At 69.2% G+C, this 15191-nt stretch carries 18 protein-coding genes and 1 other RNA gene; 9 read left to right on the top strand and 10 right to left on the bottom strand.

What is annotated here, in order from left to right; translation table 11 throughout:
- Positions 1-5: 5 nt before the first annotated feature.
- The 3 genes from ACFXK0_RS01745 to prfB form a co-directional block, all read right to left on the bottom strand.
- Positions 6-155 carry a hypothetical protein gene (locus ACFXK0_RS01745; protein WP_379407727.1) on the bottom strand — a complete coding sequence of 50 codons (150 nt, stop codon included), beginning with the start codon at positions 153-155 and terminating at the stop codon, positions 6-8.
- Positions 142-999, bottom strand: a complete 858-nt coding sequence (locus tag ACFXK0_RS01740; RefSeq protein ID WP_379407726.1) for a mechanosensitive ion channel family protein — start codon at positions 997-999, stop codon at positions 142-144. The genes ACFXK0_RS01745 and ACFXK0_RS01740 overlap by 14 nt, the downstream gene beginning before the upstream one ends.
- A 75-nt stretch (positions 1000-1074) precedes the next feature.
- Complete coding sequence (gene prfB, locus ACFXK0_RS01735; RefSeq protein WP_379407725.1) at positions 1075-2193, bottom strand: peptide chain release factor 2; 1119 nt, start codon at positions 2191-2193, stop codon at positions 1075-1077.
- Between the two features lie 201 nt (positions 2194-2394).
- Here prfB and hisN point away from each other — a divergent pair, with 201 nt between their 5' ends.
- The 5 genes from hisN to ACFXK0_RS01710 all read left to right on the top strand — a co-directional run bounded on the left by hisN (position 2395) and on the right by ACFXK0_RS01710 (position 6948).
- Positions 2395-3180: a histidinol-phosphatase gene (hisN, locus tag ACFXK0_RS01730; protein ID WP_379407723.1), complete on the top strand. Its 786-nt coding sequence runs from the start codon at positions 2395-2397 to the stop codon at positions 3178-3180.
- Positions 3181-3276: 96 nt separating this feature from the next.
- Positions 3277-5268, top strand: coding sequence for a DNA helicase RecQ (recQ, locus tag ACFXK0_RS01725; RefSeq protein ID WP_379407722.1), 1992 nt, complete (start codon positions 3277-3279; stop codon positions 5266-5268).
- A 61-nt stretch (positions 5269-5329) separates the two neighbouring features.
- A complete protein-coding gene (locus tag ACFXK0_RS01720) occupies positions 5330-5563 on the top strand; it encodes a hypothetical protein (protein ID WP_379407721.1) in 234 nt (77 codons plus the stop codon).
- A 48-nt stretch (positions 5564-5611) separates the two neighbouring features.
- Positions 5612-6085 carry an SsrA-binding protein SmpB gene (gene smpB / locus ACFXK0_RS01715; protein WP_110036321.1) on the top strand — a complete coding sequence of 158 codons (474 nt, stop codon included), beginning with the start codon at positions 5612-5614 and terminating at the stop codon, positions 6083-6085.
- Positions 6085-6948 carry an EamA family transporter gene (locus ACFXK0_RS01710; RefSeq protein WP_379407719.1) on the top strand — a complete coding sequence of 288 codons (864 nt, stop codon included), beginning with the start codon at positions 6085-6087 and terminating at the stop codon, positions 6946-6948. Before smpB ends, ACFXK0_RS01710 begins: the two co-directional genes overlap by 1 nt.
- Positions 6949-6952: 4 nt before the next feature.
- Here ACFXK0_RS01710 and ACFXK0_RS01705 read toward each other — a convergent pair whose 3' ends face one another.
- A complete protein-coding gene (locus ACFXK0_RS01705) occupies positions 6953-8251 on the bottom strand; it encodes an ABC transporter substrate-binding protein (protein WP_379407718.1) in 1299 nt (432 codons plus the stop codon).
- Positions 8252-8473: 222 nt separating this feature from the next.
- Between ACFXK0_RS01705 and ssrA the strand changes: the two genes are divergently transcribed.
- Positions 8474-8845, top strand: a transfer-messenger RNA (tmRNA) gene (gene ssrA, locus ACFXK0_RS01700).
- Positions 8846-8941: 96 nt separating this feature from the next.
- Here ssrA and ACFXK0_RS01695 read toward each other — a convergent pair.
- A complete protein-coding gene (locus ACFXK0_RS01695; protein ID WP_379407717.1) occupies positions 8942-9145 on the bottom strand; it encodes a DUF5302 domain-containing protein in 204 nt (67 codons plus the stop codon).
- Positions 9146-9448: 303 nt separating this feature from the next.
- Here ACFXK0_RS01695 and ACFXK0_RS01690 point away from each other — a divergent pair, with 303 nt between their 5' ends.
- Positions 9449-10276, top strand: a complete 828-nt coding sequence (locus tag ACFXK0_RS01690) for a hypothetical protein (RefSeq protein ID WP_379407716.1) — start codon at positions 9449-9451, stop codon at positions 10274-10276.
- Here the strand turns inward: ACFXK0_RS01690 and ACFXK0_RS01685 are convergent.
- The gene (locus ACFXK0_RS01685) at positions 10254-11117 is read right to left on the bottom strand and encodes a DUF1266 domain-containing protein (protein ID WP_379407715.1); all 864 of its coding nucleotides are present in this window, start codon (positions 11115-11117) and stop codon (positions 10254-10256) included. The genes ACFXK0_RS01690 and ACFXK0_RS01685 overlap by 23 nt on opposite strands.
- Before the next feature lie 58 nt (positions 11118-11175).
- The gene (locus tag ACFXK0_RS01680) at positions 11176-11514 is read right to left on the bottom strand and encodes a YnfA family protein (RefSeq protein ID WP_379407714.1); all 339 of its coding nucleotides are present in this window, start codon (positions 11512-11514) and stop codon (positions 11176-11178) included.
- A gap of 45 nt (positions 11515-11559) precedes the next feature.
- Here ACFXK0_RS01680 and ACFXK0_RS01675 point away from each other — a divergent pair, with 45 nt between their 5' ends.
- Positions 11560-12255 (top strand): helix-turn-helix domain-containing protein, encoded by a 696-nt coding sequence (locus ACFXK0_RS01675; protein WP_379407713.1) that lies wholly within the window; start codon positions 11560-11562, stop codon positions 12253-12255.
- Between the two features lie 123 nt (positions 12256-12378).
- The gene (locus ACFXK0_RS01670; protein ID WP_379407712.1) at positions 12379-12867 is read left to right on the top strand and encodes an NUDIX domain-containing protein; all 489 of its coding nucleotides are present in this window, start codon (positions 12379-12381) and stop codon (positions 12865-12867) included.
- On the opposite strand, the gene ACFXK0_RS01665 is transcribed toward ACFXK0_RS01670, so the two are convergent.
- The 3 genes from ACFXK0_RS01665 to ACFXK0_RS01655 all read right to left on the bottom strand — a co-directional run bounded on the left by ACFXK0_RS01665 (position 12843) and on the right by ACFXK0_RS01655 (position 15147).
- Entirely contained in the window at positions 12843-13241 is a 399-nt protein-coding gene (locus ACFXK0_RS01665; protein WP_379407710.1) for a VOC family protein, read from the bottom strand. The two genes, ACFXK0_RS01670 and ACFXK0_RS01665, sit on opposite strands and share 25 nt — an antisense overlap.
- 50 nt (positions 13242-13291) lie before the next feature.
- Positions 13292-13705, bottom strand: a complete 414-nt coding sequence (locus ACFXK0_RS01660) for an arsenate reductase ArsC (RefSeq protein ID WP_379407709.1) — start codon at positions 13703-13705, stop codon at positions 13292-13294.
- 140 nt (positions 13706-13845) lie between these two features.
- On the bottom strand, positions 13846-15147 hold the full coding sequence (locus ACFXK0_RS01655; protein ID WP_379407708.1) for a D-arabinono-1,4-lactone oxidase: 1302 nt from the start codon (positions 15145-15147) through the stop codon (positions 13846-13848).
- Positions 15148-15191: the final 44 nt, after the last annotated feature.

Here is a 15191-nt window from a genome sequence, read left to right as displayed (position 1 = left end):
AGGTGTCAGCGGGTCGGATCGGCCCAGGCCGGGACCGAGTTGAGCAGCGTGGTCGGTGTGGCTTCGGTGGGTTCGGCGGGTTTGACGAGGATATAGACGGCGAAGGTCGACAGCCAGGTGGCCATCAGGATCGCCGTGGACTTACGCAGTTTCACTGATTCCTTCCTTACGCAGGGCCGCGGCGACCCGTACGCGCAGTTCGCGGCCCACTTCGAATTGTTTGCCGGGCAATGTGCGGGCAACCATCCGGATGTTCATCTCGTCGAGCGAAAGCCCTTCCACACCCATCACCGACGGCTGGTCGAGCAGCAATGGCTGGAGCCGCGGATCCTCGTAGGCCTCGGTGCACACCTCGTGCAGGATCTCGTTGATCTTGGTGATGTCGGCCTGGGCCGAGACCGGCACGTCGATCGCGGCACGCGCCCAGTCCTTGGACAGATTGGTGACCTTGACGATCTGGCCGTTGGGGACCGTGACCACCTGACCGTCGGAATCGCGCAGCGTGGTGATGCGCAACGTCACATCCTCGACGGTGCCCTCGGCCGCCTCGACGGCACCGACGACATTGATCCGGACCACATCACCGAAGCCGTACTGGCGTTCGGTGATGAGGAAGAACCCGGCCAGGATGTCCTGCACGATGCGCTGCGCGCCGAAGCCCAGCGCGGCACCGAGCACCGCCGCGGGCGCGACCAGCCCGGTCACCGCGAAGCCCAGCCTGCGCAGCACCTCCATGCCGACCAGCACGTAGACGATGGTGAGCACCACCCACGTGATGACCTGGGCCAATGCGTGGCGGTGCTTGGCCGCTTCGGTACGGACCAGGGCGTCGCTGGAGCGGAAACCGGAGTCGATCCTGGTGGTCACCCGGTCGCGCACGAACGCCGCGAAACGGCCGAACAGCACAGCCCCGACGACCAGGAGCACGATCTCCAGCCCACTGGACCGCAGCCACGCGGTGATGGCTGAGCCGGAGTTGATCGCCAGAAGGTCGTTCACACCGAAAAGGTTACAGCGCGGTCACAGTGCCCGGTCAACCGCGAGCCCGCGCGGATCGACCGAGCGAACCGGTGGCTACGCGTCGGCCTGATCCCGCATGCGCCAACGGATTCCGGACTCGATGAAGCCGTCGATGTCACCGTCGAGCACCGCGGTCGGATTGTTGACTTCATGGTTGGTGCGCAGGTCCTTGACCATCTGGTAGGGGTGCAGCACATAGGAACGCATCTGGTTGCCCCAGGACGCGCCCTCGTTGGTCTTGAGCGCGTCCATCTGGGCACGCTCCTCCTGACGCTTGCGCTCGAGCAGCTTGGCCTGCAGCACCCGCATGGCCGAGATCTTGTTCTGCAGCTGCGACTTCTCGTTCTGGCAGGTGACCACGATGCCGGTGGGGATGTGGGTCAGGCGCACCGCGGAGTCGGTGGTGTTGACCGACTGACCACCCGGACCGGACGAGCGGTACACATCGACGCGGACGTCACCGTCGGGGATCTCGATGTGGTCGGTCGTCTCCACCACGGGCAGCACCTCGACCTCGGCGAAGGAGGTCTGGCGGCGGCCCTGGTTGTCGAACGGGCTGATCCGCACCAGGCGGTGGGTGCCCATCTCGACCGAGAGCGTGCCGTAGGCATACGGCGACTTCACCGCGAAGGTGGCGCTCTTGATCCCGGCCTCTTCGGCGTAGGAGGTGTCGTAGACCTCGACGACGTACTTGTGCCGCTCGGCCCAGCGGATGTACATGCGCATCAGCATCTGCGCCCAGTCTGCGGCGTCGACGCCACCGGCGCCGGAACGGATGTTGACCAGCGCGTCACGCTTGTCGTACTCGCCCGAGAGCAGGGTGCGCACCTCCATCGCCTCGATGTCGATGCGCAGCGAGGCACGCTCGGCGTCGGCGTCGGCGGTGGCCTCCGCGGCGGCCGTGCCCTCTTCGGACTCGGCCAGCTCGTAGAGCACCGGCAGGTCTTCCAGCCGCTGGCGCAGGTCCTCCACGCGGCGCAGTTCGCTCTGCGCGTGCGAGAGCTCGCTGGTGACCTGCTGGGCGTGGTCCTGGTTGTTCCACAGCTCGGGATCGGCGGCCTGATGCTCGAGCTCGTCGATGCGACGGCGTAGCTCCTCGACATCGAGGACCGACTCGACCGTCTTGAGCGTGGTGTCGAGTTCGGCGAGGTCGGCGATAACGTCAGGATGCACGATGTCCTAGGTTACCGGTCGCCTCCGACACGGCGAAACACACGCACCCCGCGCTCAGCCCGCGACCGCCCGCAGCCCGCCCGCCCGGCCGCAGCCCCGCACGCCCCGACCTCGAGGAGTGCCGAGACCTCGAGCGCCCCGGCGCTCCGAAACACAGGCCCGCGACCCCGAGTCCGCCGATGGTCCAAATACACTTTCCGGGTGGCTGCCTACTCCGCTGACCTGGACCTTGCCCTCCGACTGGCCGACGAGGCCGACGCGATCTCGCGGGTGCGTTTCGGTGCCGTCGACCTGAAGGTCGACGCGAAACCGGACCTCACCCCGGTCTCGGATGCCGACCTGGCGGTGGAGCAGGTCATCCGGCGTGTGCTCGCCGAGGAACGCCCCGGTGACGCCGTGCTCGGCGAGGAATTCGGTGGCGACGCCGAGTTCACCGGCAGGCAGTGGGTGGTCGACCCGATCGACGGCACCAAGAACTTCGTGCGTGGCGTGCCGGTCTGGGCGAGCCTGATCGCGCTGCTCGAGGACGGTGTCCCGGTGGTCGGCGTGGTGAGCGCGCCCGCCCTGGGCAGGCGCTGGTGGGCGGCGGCGGGGTCGGGCTCGTGGGCCCAGGTACACCCGGGGGCGCCGAAGCCGATCACGGTGTCGGCGGTGCGCGATCTCGACGCGGCCAGCCTGGCCTTCTCCAGCCTGTCCGGCTGGCACGAGCGCGACCTGCGGGAGAAGTTCATCGACCTCACCGACGCCGTCTGGCGGGTCCGCGGCTACGGCGATTTCTTCAACTACTGCCTGGTCGCCGAGGGTGCGGTGGACATCGCGGCCGAGCCGGAGGTCTCGCTGTGGGACCTGGCCGCCCTCGACATCCTGGTCCGCGAGGCCGGTGGCACGTTCACCGCCCTGGACGGCCGATCCGGCCCGCACGGCGGCGACGCCGTGTCGACCAACGGTCTGCTCCACGACGAGGTCCTGGCCCGTTTGCGCGGCTGAAATCGAGTTGTCCACAGGTGGACAACTTCCGGTGAACGCCGTGATCCGGGGTCGCGGCCGGGCTGCGCGGCGGCGGCCCGCTCGTAGGATGGCCCGGTGAGCAACTCCGGCGCCACGGCCCCCGACATCGACGATTTCCCACCCGAGGATTTCCCGCCCGACGACGCCTACGCGTCCGCCGGCGGGTACATCTCCGAGCACGACTTCGATGACACCGGCGGCCTCCACTTCGACGATCTCGCCCCGGCAACCCCCGGCCTGGCCGCGGCTCCCGGCCGCCCCGAGACCGCCGAGGAGGTGTTACGCCGGGTCTTCGGCTACGACAGCTTCCGCGGTGACCAGGCGGCCATCGTCGAACAGGTCGTCGGCGGTGGTGACGCGCTGGTCCTGATGCCGACCGGCGGCGGCAAATCGCTGTGCTACCAGGTGCCGTCGCTGGTGCGTCCGGGTGTCGGCGTCGTCGTCTCACCGCTGATCGCGCTCATGCAGGACCAGGTCGACGCGCTCAGCGCCCTCGGTGTGCGGGCCGGCTTCCTCAACTCCACCCAGTCCCCGGATCAGCGTCGCACCGTGGAGGCGCAGTTCGTGGCCGGCGAGCTCGACCTGCTCTATCTCGCGCCGGAACGGCTGCGCCTGGAATCCACGCTGCGGCTGCTCGACCGCGGCACGGTCGCGCTGTTCGCCATCGACGAAGCGCACTGCGTCTCCCAGTGGGGTCACGATTTCCGGCCCGACTATCTGGCGCTGTCGCTGCTGCACGAGCGCTGGCCCGATGTCCCGCGCATCGCGCTCACCGCGACCGCCACCGAGAAGACGGCCGCCGAGATCGTCGAACGACTCGATCTGGGCGCGGCCAAGCAGTTCGTCGCCAGCTTCGACCGGCCCAACATCCAGTACCGGATCGAGAGCAAGAACCGCGCCGACCGTCAGCTGCTCGACTTCATCCGCACCGAACACGCGGGTGAGGCCGGCATCGTCTACTGCCTGTCGCGCAATTCGGTGGAGAAGACCGCGGCCATGCTCACCGAGAACGGCGTGCGCGCCGTGCCCTATCACGCCGGTCTGGACAACCGGACCCGCGCCGAGAACCAGGCCAGGTTCCTGCGCGAGGACGGCCTGGTGGTGGTCGCCACCATCGCCTTCGGCATGGGCATCGACAAACCCGATGTGCGTTTCGTCGCCCATCTCGACCTGCCCAAATCCGTCGAGGGCTACTACCAGGAGACCGGCCGCGCCGGCCGCGACGGACAGCCGTCCACCGCCTGGATGGTCTACGGCCTGGCCGATGTGGTGCAGCAGCGCAAGATGATCGACTCCAGCGAGGGCGATGCGGCGCACCGCCGTCAGCTGCAACTGCACCTCGACGCCATGCTCGCGCTGTGCGAGACGGTGGGCTGCCGCCGGGTGCAGCTGCTGAACTACTTCGGTCAGCCCGGCTCGGCGTGCGGCAACTGCGATGTCTGCCTCGAGCCGCCGCAGACCTGGGACGGCACGGTGCCCGCGCAGAAGCTGCTCTCGACGGTGCTGCGGCTCAAACGTGAACGCGGACAGGCCTTCGGCGCAGGCCACCTCGTCGACATCCTGCTCGGCAAGACCAACCCGAAGATCACCCAGCATCGGCACAACGAGCTCTCGGTGTTCGGCATCGGCACCGATCTGCGCGACACCGAGTGGCGTGGTGTGGTCCGGCAGCTGCTGGCCGGCGGCCTGCTCGCGGTGCAGGGGGAGTACGGCGTCCTCGCGCTCACCGACGCGAGCAACGAAGTGCTCTTCGAGGGCAGGCAGGTGCCGATGCGCCGCGAACCCGAAAGCGCGGCCCGCCCTGCCCGCGCCGCCAAGACAGCCAAGGCCGCCGTCGACCTGCCCGCCGCCGACGTTCCGCTGTTCGAGCGGCTGCGGGCCTGGCGCGCGGCGACCGCCAAGGAACAGGGCGTGCCCGCCTACGTGGTGTTCCACGACGCCACCCTGCGCGAGATCGCGGCCCGCAAGCCCGGCGACCTCGCCGCCCTCGGCACCGTCGCCGGTGTCGGCGAGAACAAACTGGCCCGCTACGGCGAGGGGGTGCTGGCCACGCTGAACGAGGAGTAGGCCCCGCATCCGCCGCGAGGAACCCGCGACGAACCGGGAAGGTGCGCGTTACTGTCGAGAAATGGCGAACGGTGAAGGGTCCGAGGAGGATACGTCCAGCGGTGGCGGCGCGGCCGCCGGCGATGCCCCGCCCCCGGCACCGCATCGCCCGGTCGACCCGGCCGTCGCGCCGCACCTGCTCGGCACCCACCATCCGGTGGTCCATCGCGGCAGACCACGCTGGACCACCGTCGCCCTGATCGTGGTCTTCACGGCCGCGCTGATCCTCTACCTGGCCGTGGGTCCGGGCGGCTGATCACGCCATGGAATAAAGCGCTGGCGCCGTCACATAGAGTTGACAGTTATGAAGGAGAAGGGCCGGAAGGTCATCGCGACCAACCGCCGGGCGCGGCACAACTACACGATCCTCGACACCTATGAGGCGGGGATCGCACTGGTCGGCACCGAGGTGAAGAGCCTGCGCGAAGGCAAGGCCTCGCTCGTCGACGCCTTCGCGACCGTCGACAACGGTGAGGTCTGGCTGCGCGGCCTGCACATTCCGGAGTTCAGTCACGGCACCTGGACCAACCATTCGCCGCGGCGCACCCGCAAGCTGCTGCTGCACAAGCGCGAGATCGAGCATCTGGTCGGCAAGTCCAGGGAGGGCAACCAGACCCTGGTGCCGCTGTCGATGTATTTCTCCGACGGCAAGGTGAAGGTGGAGCTCGCGCTCGCCAAGGGCAAGCAGGATTACGACAAGCGCCAGGATCTGGCTCGCCGCCAGGCCGAGCGTGAGGTCACCCGCGAGATCGGTCGGCGGGTCAAAGGCATGCGCTAGTGGTCTCCGTCGTGCTCGCCCTGATCGCGGCGGCGGGCTACGGAGTCAGCGACTTCTTCGGCGGCATCGCGGCCCGGCGGGTCACCGCGCTGCGGGTGGTCGTCGTGTCCTACCCCTGGTCGGTGCTGCTGGTCCTGCTGATCGCGCCGCTGGTCGGCGGGCATCCGGACACCGCATCGATCATGTGGGGCCTGGCCGCCGGCGTGGCCAGTGGCCTGGCGGTGTGGTGGTTCTACGCCGCACTCGCCGACGGGCCGATGGCGGTGGTGTCGCCGGTGACCGCGGTGCTCGTCGCGGGTATCCCGGTGATCGCCGGGTTCTTCCTGGGCGAACGACCCGGTCCCCTCGCCGTGGCCGGTATCGCGCTCGCGCTGGTCGCGGTGGTGCTGGTCAGCCGGGAGGCGCCCGACGAGACCACCGAGGAGATCATCGGCGGCCGGGAACTGCGCTTCAGCCGCCGGGTCGCGCTGCTCACTGTCGGTTCGGGCGCGGCCTTCGGCTTCGCCTTCTTCTTCCTGCACGAGACCAGCGCGAGCGCGGGGCTGTGGCCGCTGGTCGGGCAGCGCGCCGCCGCCACCGCCGTGGTGTGGACCTCGGCACTGGCAGCCGGGCAGTTCCGTGGCCTGCGCGGTGAACCGCTGCGGTTGGCGCTGGCCATCGGCGTCCTCGACGTGATCGCCAATGCCGCCCTGCTCTACGCCTTCCACGGCTCGATGCTGTCGGTGGTCAGCGTGATCGGCGCGCTGTATCCCGCCGCGACCGTGCTGCTGGCGATGGTGCTGCTCGGTGAACGGATCGGCGGGCTGCAGAAGGTGGGGATGGCGCTCGCGCTCGCGGCGGTCGGGATGATCGCCGCCGACTGAGCGGTCAGAGCCGGGTGCAGGGTTCGTGAATCCCGAGCCTGCCCAGCGTGGTGCCCTGATATCCGGTGCTGATCGCCCTGGCACCCATCGGCGCCGCCGCGTCCGGCTCGAACACCACCGACCACTCCTGCGACAGATCCGGCGCGGTGGCGCCGGACGGATGCACCACCACCATGCCCTCCCCGTCGGTGGTCAAGTCGGCGACGGTGCGGCGCAGACCGGGACGGGAGAGCGCGCCGTCGGCGGCCGCCGCGATGAGCAGGGCCCGCAGCGGATAGGAGATCGCCCAGCCCAGCGAATACCCGAAGTTGGCCGGCTCGCGGTCGACGGCCGCGCGGGCGCGCTGGGCGCCGATACTGGTGCCGCTCCAGCTGTCGACCGGGGTCGTGTAGTTGTAGAGCGCGGTCAGCGCGGGCGCGGCGGGTGTCTGCAGCAGGGCCGCGTTCCAGGTGGGCAGCGAGCCGAGGAACCGGCCGGTGAAGCCCGCCTTCACCAGCTTGCCCACGATCTCCGCGGTCTCGGCGGGGCCGGTGGCCAGCATGACCAGATCCGGTGCCGCGGCCAGCACCTCCTCGACCGGGCCGTCCTGGTTGCCGACCTCGCCGTTGGGGCCGGTGTCGATGCGGTCGGAGATGGTGGCGCCGTTGGCCACCGCCCACTTCAGCGCCCCGCTGGCATAGTCGCCGCCCCAGTTGCCGCGATAGGCGACGATGGCGATATTGCGTGGCGCGTAATGGTTTTCGCTGAACCAGTCCAGCCCCATCACGGCTTCGGTGCAGTAGGAGTAGCCGGCGCTGAGCACCAGATTGCGGTCGGCGCTGCGATAGTTCCAGCCCGACCACTGGGTGGCCGCGACGCTGACCATGTCGTCGGTGTCCATCTGATTGAGCAGCGCGATCGAATGCCCGGTACCGAGGCTCTGCGCCAGCGCGAGAACATGCGGTTCGATCTCGTGGTAGGCGCTGCGATGGGTCCGCGGATCGAAGGCGGTGTTGCGGCTGTAGGTGGTGATGTCGATGTCGTAGCCGCCGATGCCGCCCGATTCGTTCACCTCGTTCCAGAACGCCAGCTGCCCCTCGTTCATCGAGATCCCCAGCGGCGCGAACGGCCCGCCGCCGAGGTCGGAGAGCACGCCCAGATAGATGCAGCCCCGATCCTTGTGGGCGGAGCCGGGGCAGGGCTCGCTGGTCACCCCGGGGCCGGTGGTGTCGTCACCCGACGAGCAGGCCGCGGCCAGGACGAGGGCGGCCACGAACGGGATCACCGCGGTACGGCGCAGCGCCCGCGATGTGGTGAATGCCATCAGGTAACTCCTTGCTCCAGTCGCGCAGGGGATCTCGCTGTCCCGGTGCGACCGAACGAGAACAGTACTCGCCTCGACCGGCGCCGCAGCCCGGATTGACGCAGCCGGGTCGGTGAAGTTCGCTACCAGGTCACCGACGCCGGCCACGGGCCGGAAATAATCGGGAAGATTCGCGGCGGCGGGAGTGTTAATATGACTAGCCCGCACGGTGCGGGCACGTACGGGGCTGAACGGTTTCGACTGCGTACGTTGATTCAGGGGAAGCGTGTCGGTGCAGGCAAGAGACCACCGTAAGCGTCGCTGCAACCAATTAAGCGCCGATTCCAATCAGCGCGAGTACGCCCTCGCTGCCTAAGTAGCAGGTCGTCTCTGTCAGACCGGGTTCGTCTCTCGACCCGGACCCTGGCATCAGCTAGAGAGACTTACTGTCCGGCCCGGTCGCGGGGTCGGGCGGAACATCAAACAGTGACTGGGATCGTCATCCGAGCTTGTTCGCGAGACCCGGAGATCCAAGCAGAGACCTAGCGAACTGCACACGGAGAAGCCCTGAAGACGCGGCGGAGGACCCGGGTTCGATTCCCGGCAGCTCCACTCGAGGCCCCTCACCTGGCACCCAGGTGAGGGGCTTTTTCGTGTCCGGTCGGCCTGTGTCCGGCCGAGCAGTAGAGGGCCCGGTGCACCCGCGAGGGATCAGCCGCCTGCACGCCGGCGGAAGGTTCGCTTCGCGCCCGCTACACCGTGTGTCCCGCGCACCTTGGCGGCTCCCTGTGCCGACCCACCGCCGGAGACGTTGCCGTTCTTTCGTTCGAGTGCTTCCCGGAATTTCCGCTTCGTCGCCTCTTCCGGCGACTCGACATCGCCGCCGTCACCCGCGACTACCTGTTCATCGGCCATCTCCCCACTCTGCCACCTCCGCGTGCCCCTCGCCGCCACCATCGAACAACTCACAGCCACACCGGCATTCGCATCCCGCGATCGTCTGCCGTGCCCGGTCCGGTTCGTGATCTTGTGCTGAAGACGGGTTCGGCGGCAGGTCCGCGACCCGCAAGCTCGCGGGGCGGCCGACGGGGAACTGACCGCGACCGGCGATACCCCCCTTCGGTAGGATCCAGCGAGGCGGGGCTGGGCCGGAGGGAATGTGTTGTGATCGAGGTGTGGGGTACGCGGGTCGCTGTCCGGTATGGGGACGGGCGGCTGGTGACTACGCCGTTGCGGGCCGACAACGAGGTGGGGCTCGATGTCTCGGTGGCCGAGCTGGCTCGGGTCGCGCTGGCGACCACCGAGGACGGGCAGCTGGCCATGCTGCTGTTCTTCCGGTCGGCGCAGTTCGTGGTGAACGGGGTGGCGACCGATCGTCAGCCGGTGCCGGTGTTCCTGGAGACCGGGGTGCGTGAGCAGGCGCAGGTGCTGGTGCGGGCGGTCGAACGGGACCTGATCGGGTTGCGGCGAATGTTCCCGCCGCGGCCGAATCTGGTGCCACCGCAGCCGGTTCCCGGTCCGCACGGCCCGCAGCGCCCCGATGTGACGGCGGCTGCGGGCCGAATGCGTTTCGCGGGCAACTCCTTACGCGAGATCGACATCCTGCACGGCTGCGCCCGCCCGGACGAATATGTGCTGGAACTGGCGCAGGCCGGGCACGAAGGCGTGCCGGGGCTGGTCGCGATCACCACGCTGCGGCTGCTGTTCGTCTCCACCTGGGCGGTCTACGAGTTCCCGGTCGCCGTGCTCGCCGGGACCGAGATCCTGTCGCCACCGGGAAAGATCGCGACGCTGCGGGTGTCGGGCGCGGGCACCGAACTGGACTTCCTGGACTGGGAGCCGGTCGACTTCGCCCGGATCGCCGAGGCGATGCGCCTGGCCTGCGAGATCGAGCACGCCGATGGTTCGATCGCGCAGTCGCTGCCGTCCTCGGCCGACCTGTTCGGTGAATGGCAGCTGCTGGTGGAGCGCCGCAAACTGGGGATGGTCGAGGACGACCCGTTCCGCCGTCAGGCGGTCGGGATCATGCTGGCGATGCCGGGCTGAACACCGGCGCGCCCCGGTGCAGCGCCACCCGCCGCCACGGGCTCGACGGGCGCAGGTGCAGGCCGGCGATCATCCGTCTGCGTTCGGCCACTTGGCTTTTCGCCGCGGACAGGTCCTGGGTCGCGGCCCAGAAGATCGCTCCGGTGAGGAAGCCGTCGCCGAACTGGCGCCAGTTGCGGTAGTGCTGACGCGCCCGGTCCAGCCCGGTCAGCATGTGTTCCCAGGCCTCGTCCTCGCTGAGATAGCCCGCGGTGCACGAGCCGCGTGCGATGAACACCAGTCGCGCCAGATCCCAGGCGGTGGCGTCGGTTTGCAGCGGGTTCGGCAGGCTTTCGGTGATGCCGAGTTTGATGGCTTGCAGCCAGGCGTCGTAGTCGCGGTCGATGCCTGCGGGTCCGCGATAGCCGCGGAAACCGGAGAGGGTGTGCAGGAATTCGCGATGTTCGTCGGCGAGCCCGCTGCGGTCGACCCGGCCGATATCGGACGCGGCGGCGACGGCCAGTGGGTGCACGAGTTCGAACAGCGGCGCGTGCATACCGGCCAGCAGCCGGCGGATGGTGTCGCGCGCGTCCTCGGCATTGTCGACGCCCCACGATTCGTGCAGGCCCTCGATCGCCGTCTCGCGGCGGGTACTGGTGCTGTCGGGCTCCTCGGGCAGGAAGGCGACACCGTCGCAGTGCGCGCCCCCGCTGCGGCCGTAGTAGGCGCCGACGGCGAGCGCGGTGATCCGGTCGTCGTCGATCGCGGCGCCGGACCAGACATCGGGTTCGGTGTCGATGTCGGATCCGGGAAAGCCCGCGATCCGCGGCCCGCCGCCGCGCACTGTTCCTGCCGGTTGCATGGAGCCCACCCCTCCGCCGAGCCGAATGTCGTTGCCGCCAGATGCTACCGAGGCCGGTCTACCCGTTGACCCGCGGTGCGTACATGATGATGCCGACGCCGGCCAGGCAGACCAGTGCGCCGACGACGTCCCAGCGGTCGGGCCGGAAGCCGTCCAGCGCCATCGCCCACAGCAGCGAGCCCGCCACGAAAACACCACCGTACGCGGCCAGAATCCGCCCGAAGTTCGCGTCGGGCTGCAATGTCGCGACGAAGCCATAGAGGCCCAGCGCCACCACACCTGCCCCGATCCATACCATGCCGCGCTGCTCGCGCACGCCCTGCCAGATCAGCCAGGCACCGCCGATCTCGGCGAGCGCGGCGAGGACGAACAACAGCACGGAACGCAGCACGGTCATGCGGGTGACCCTAGATGTGTCGGTGGCCGGCGCTACGGTCGAGCGATGAGGGACTACCGCGAGCGCCCGGCCCGGCTCGACCGCGCCGTCGTCTGGACCCGCACCGTCACCGCGCATCCGAGCCCGGTCACGGTGTTTCCCGACGGCTGCATGGACCTGATCTGGACCGAGGGCACCCTGCTGGTGGCCGGACCGGACAGTCACTCGTTCCGCGCGCCCGCTGCCCGCGCGAGCGAGTTCGTCGGGCTGCGGTTCGCGCCGGGCACCGCGCCCGCGCTGCTCGGGGTGCCGGCCGTCGAACTGCTGAATCAGCGCGTGGAGCTGGCCGATCTGCTGCCTGCCCGCGTGGTCCGCCCGCTGGTCGGCGAGATCGACGACGCGCTCGACCGGATGGCGGCCATCGAGGCCGTCGCGGTGCGCCTCGCGGCCGGGAAACAGCCCGCCGACCCGGCGATCACCGCTGTCGCCGACGCCCTGGCCGCGGGCGCGACGGTCGCCGGCACGGCCGCGCGGGCCGGGCTCTCGGCGCGGATGCTGCACCGCCGGTGTCTGCGCGCCTTCGGCTACGGCCCCAAGACGTTGGCCCGGATTCTCCGGTTCCAGCGCGCGCTGGCCGCGGTTCGGGCGGGAATTCCGGCCGCGGAAACCGCCGTCGTCACCGGCTTCGCCGACCAGGCACATCTCTCCCGGGAGTTTCGTGACCTGGCCGGATGCTCGGTCCGGGAGCTGCGATCCGGCTGAAATCCCGGCCCGGCGCCCGGAAAGTCTCATTCGGCATCCTCGCGGGGGAAAGTTATGCTCACAGATGCACGCCCCGTCGCTTGTGCCAGGCAAGTCCGAACCACGACGAGAGGATGTGACCTGATGATCGACGAATCCGTGTACTCCGCGCTTCGTATCGAGGCCGAACGAGATGAAGTCCGCCGGCTTGTCGTCGGCGCTGTCGTCGTCCGCCACCACCGGGTACTCATCCTGCGCCGTCGACGATCGGATTCGCTGAGCGGCCGCTGGGAGCTACCCAGCGGGGTCGTGGAGCCGGGGGAGGCACTCGCCGCCGCGGTGGCCCGCGAAGTCGCCGAGGAGACCGGGCTCGAGGTCACCGGCGTCACCGACTATCTGGGCGAATTCGACTACCTGTCCGGCGCGGGCGCGCGGACCAGGCAGTTCACCTTCGTCGTCGATGTGGCCGCCACCGGACCGGTGCGGCTGACCGAACACGATGCGCACCTGTGGACCAGGCTGACCGACGAACCGCCGGTCAGCGACGAAGTCCGCGAGATCCTGGACCGCTACCAGCAGCGTCAGCGCGATCCGCGCGGCTGGTCGGCCTATTCGCTGGGCAACGGGGCGTAGAGGTCGATGCCCTGGCCGTCGGGGTCGGCGAGCGAGGCGTAGCGCTGGCCCCAGGCGGCGTCCCATGGTTCGAGCTCGCCGTGGTACCCGGCCGCGACGAGCTCGGCCCACAGTTTGTCCACCTCGGCCGGATCGGCGCAGCGGAACGCGATACCGCTGCGTCCGGGGCCGGTCGGCGGCTGCCAGCCGGGATCGAACGAGGCGATCACCTGTTCGGTGTCGAGCGCCAGGCGCAGACCGCCACCGAGCGGTGCCTCGGTGTGCTGGGCGGATTCCGCGCCATCGGGGAAGGTCAGGCCCAGCTTGCGGTAGAAGGTCACCGAGGCGGCCATATCGGAGACGACGAGGGAGATGACATCGAGCTGTGGGGTCATCTCCGCAGCGTAGGTCAGCTCGCGGGGGCCCGTCTTGAACGAATCGGACCTCAGCGCGCCGGCACCGGCACCAGTTCGGCGATCAGGTTGCCGATGAGTATCCGCAGGTGATCGCGGATACTGCGCACCACCTCGATCGGCTGCCCGGCCGGATCGGCCAGCACCCAGTCGCGGTAGCTGATGCCGGGAAAGTACGGGCACACGTCGCCGCACCCCATCGTCACCACGACATCGGAGAGCCCGACCGCGTCGTCGGTGAGCGCCTTGGGCAGTTCGCCGGCGATGTCGATGCCGATCTCGGCCATCGCCGCGACGGCGGCGGGATGGAGCGCGTCGGCCGGCTCGCTGCCCGCGGTGCGCACCTCGATGCGGTCCCCGGCCATCGCGCGCAGGAGTCCCGCCGCCATCTGCGAACGTCCGGCATTGTGGACACAGACGAACAACACGCTGGGTGTGTGGGCCATGGTCGCCCTTTCGGCGCAGGAGCGAAGTGCTTGTGGCACTTCAGATATCGCCCACCATCATTCCATCTGGGCGGGTGCCGGGTGGCTGGTGCGCGAGAACCGGCGAGGGTGCTGTCCGGCCGGTGTCCGCTCCGCTCGACTCAGGCGAGCGGGCCGAGCACGCGCCGCACGTAGTCGTTGGCGAATACCCCGGTGGGGTCGAAACGGTGCCGGACCGCGGTGAATCGGTCGAAGTCGGGGTAGCGGGCGCGCAGGGTCTCGGCAGTCTGGAAGTGGTGTTTGCCCCAGTGCGGCCTGCCCTCGTAGCTGTTGAACACTGCTTCGCAGGCGCGGAAGTACGGCTGCCACTGCATGCCCTCGTACTGGTGCACTGCGATGTAGCAGGTTTCGCGCCCGCCCGCGGGGGACAGGAAGGCGTCGTCGGGCGCGACCCAGCGCACCTCGATCGGCATCAGAGTGCCGAATCGCCTTCCCAGTGCCAGGATTTCGCGGATCGCGTCGGCGGCGTGCGCGCGCGGAATCGCGTATTCCATCTCGTTGAACTTCACCAAGCGCGTAGTGGCGAAGACCCGGTAGGAGCGGTCGACCCGACGGTTGTTGCTCCCGACGAACGCGGCGAAGCGGTGGATGGCGGGGATGGTCGCCGGAATTCGCTTTCCCAGCCGGCACAGTCCGCCGTAGACGTGGTTGGCGAGCAGGATGTCGTTGAGCCACTCGCCGGCCGCGCCGCGCGGCTGCTCGGTGGCCTCGGTGCGATTGTTGGCCTTGGTCATCGCTGTCGTGCTGTGCGGGAAGGCGTAGAACTCGAAATGATCGTTGCCGTCGACGAGTTCGTCGAGATCGGCCAGCACCTCGTCGACCGGCATCGGACGCTCGACGTTCTCCAGTACGAACGAGGGTTCCAGTTGCAGCGTCACCGCGGTGACGATGCCGAGCGCGCCGAGACTGACCCGCGCCGCCTTCCATCCCTCGGGATCGGTCTGCTCGTCGAGCTCGACCAGGGTGCCGTCGGCGCGCAGGACCTGCACCGAGTGCAGCGCTGCGGAGATGTTACGCAGGCGCGCGCCGGTGCCGTGGGTCCCGGTTGCGGTCGCGCCTGCGATGGTCTGGACATCGATGTCGCCCAGGTTGGGGAAGGCCAGGCCGTGCTGATGCAGCAGCGGGCTGGCCGCGTGCAGGGTGATCCCGGCTTCCACGCGCACCCGGTTGGTCGCGGTGTCGACCTCGATGACCCGGTCGAGCCCGCTCAGATCGATCAGGGTGCCGTCGGTGAGCACGGCATCGGTGAACGAGTGGCCGGACCCCGCGACGCGCACGGTGCGACCGGCGTCGGCGGAGGTGGTGACGATCTCGGCCAGTTCTTCGACGCCGCGCGGTGCGGCGACGACGGCGGGTGTGCAACGCTGCTCGCCCGCCCAGTTCACCCAGGTACTCTTGGTCATGTGTCCAAGAGTAGTGGATGAAGTGTGACGCGCGCTACTGGTTA

Origin of the sequence: Nocardia sp. NPDC059177, assembly GCF_042755165.1 — a bacterium.
In the GTDB taxonomy this organism is placed as follows: Bacteria; Actinomycetota; Actinomycetes; order Mycobacteriales; family Mycobacteriaceae; genus Nocardia.
Note: the sequence above shows the minus strand (reverse complement) of the source record. Positions and strands in the feature narration are given on the sequence as shown.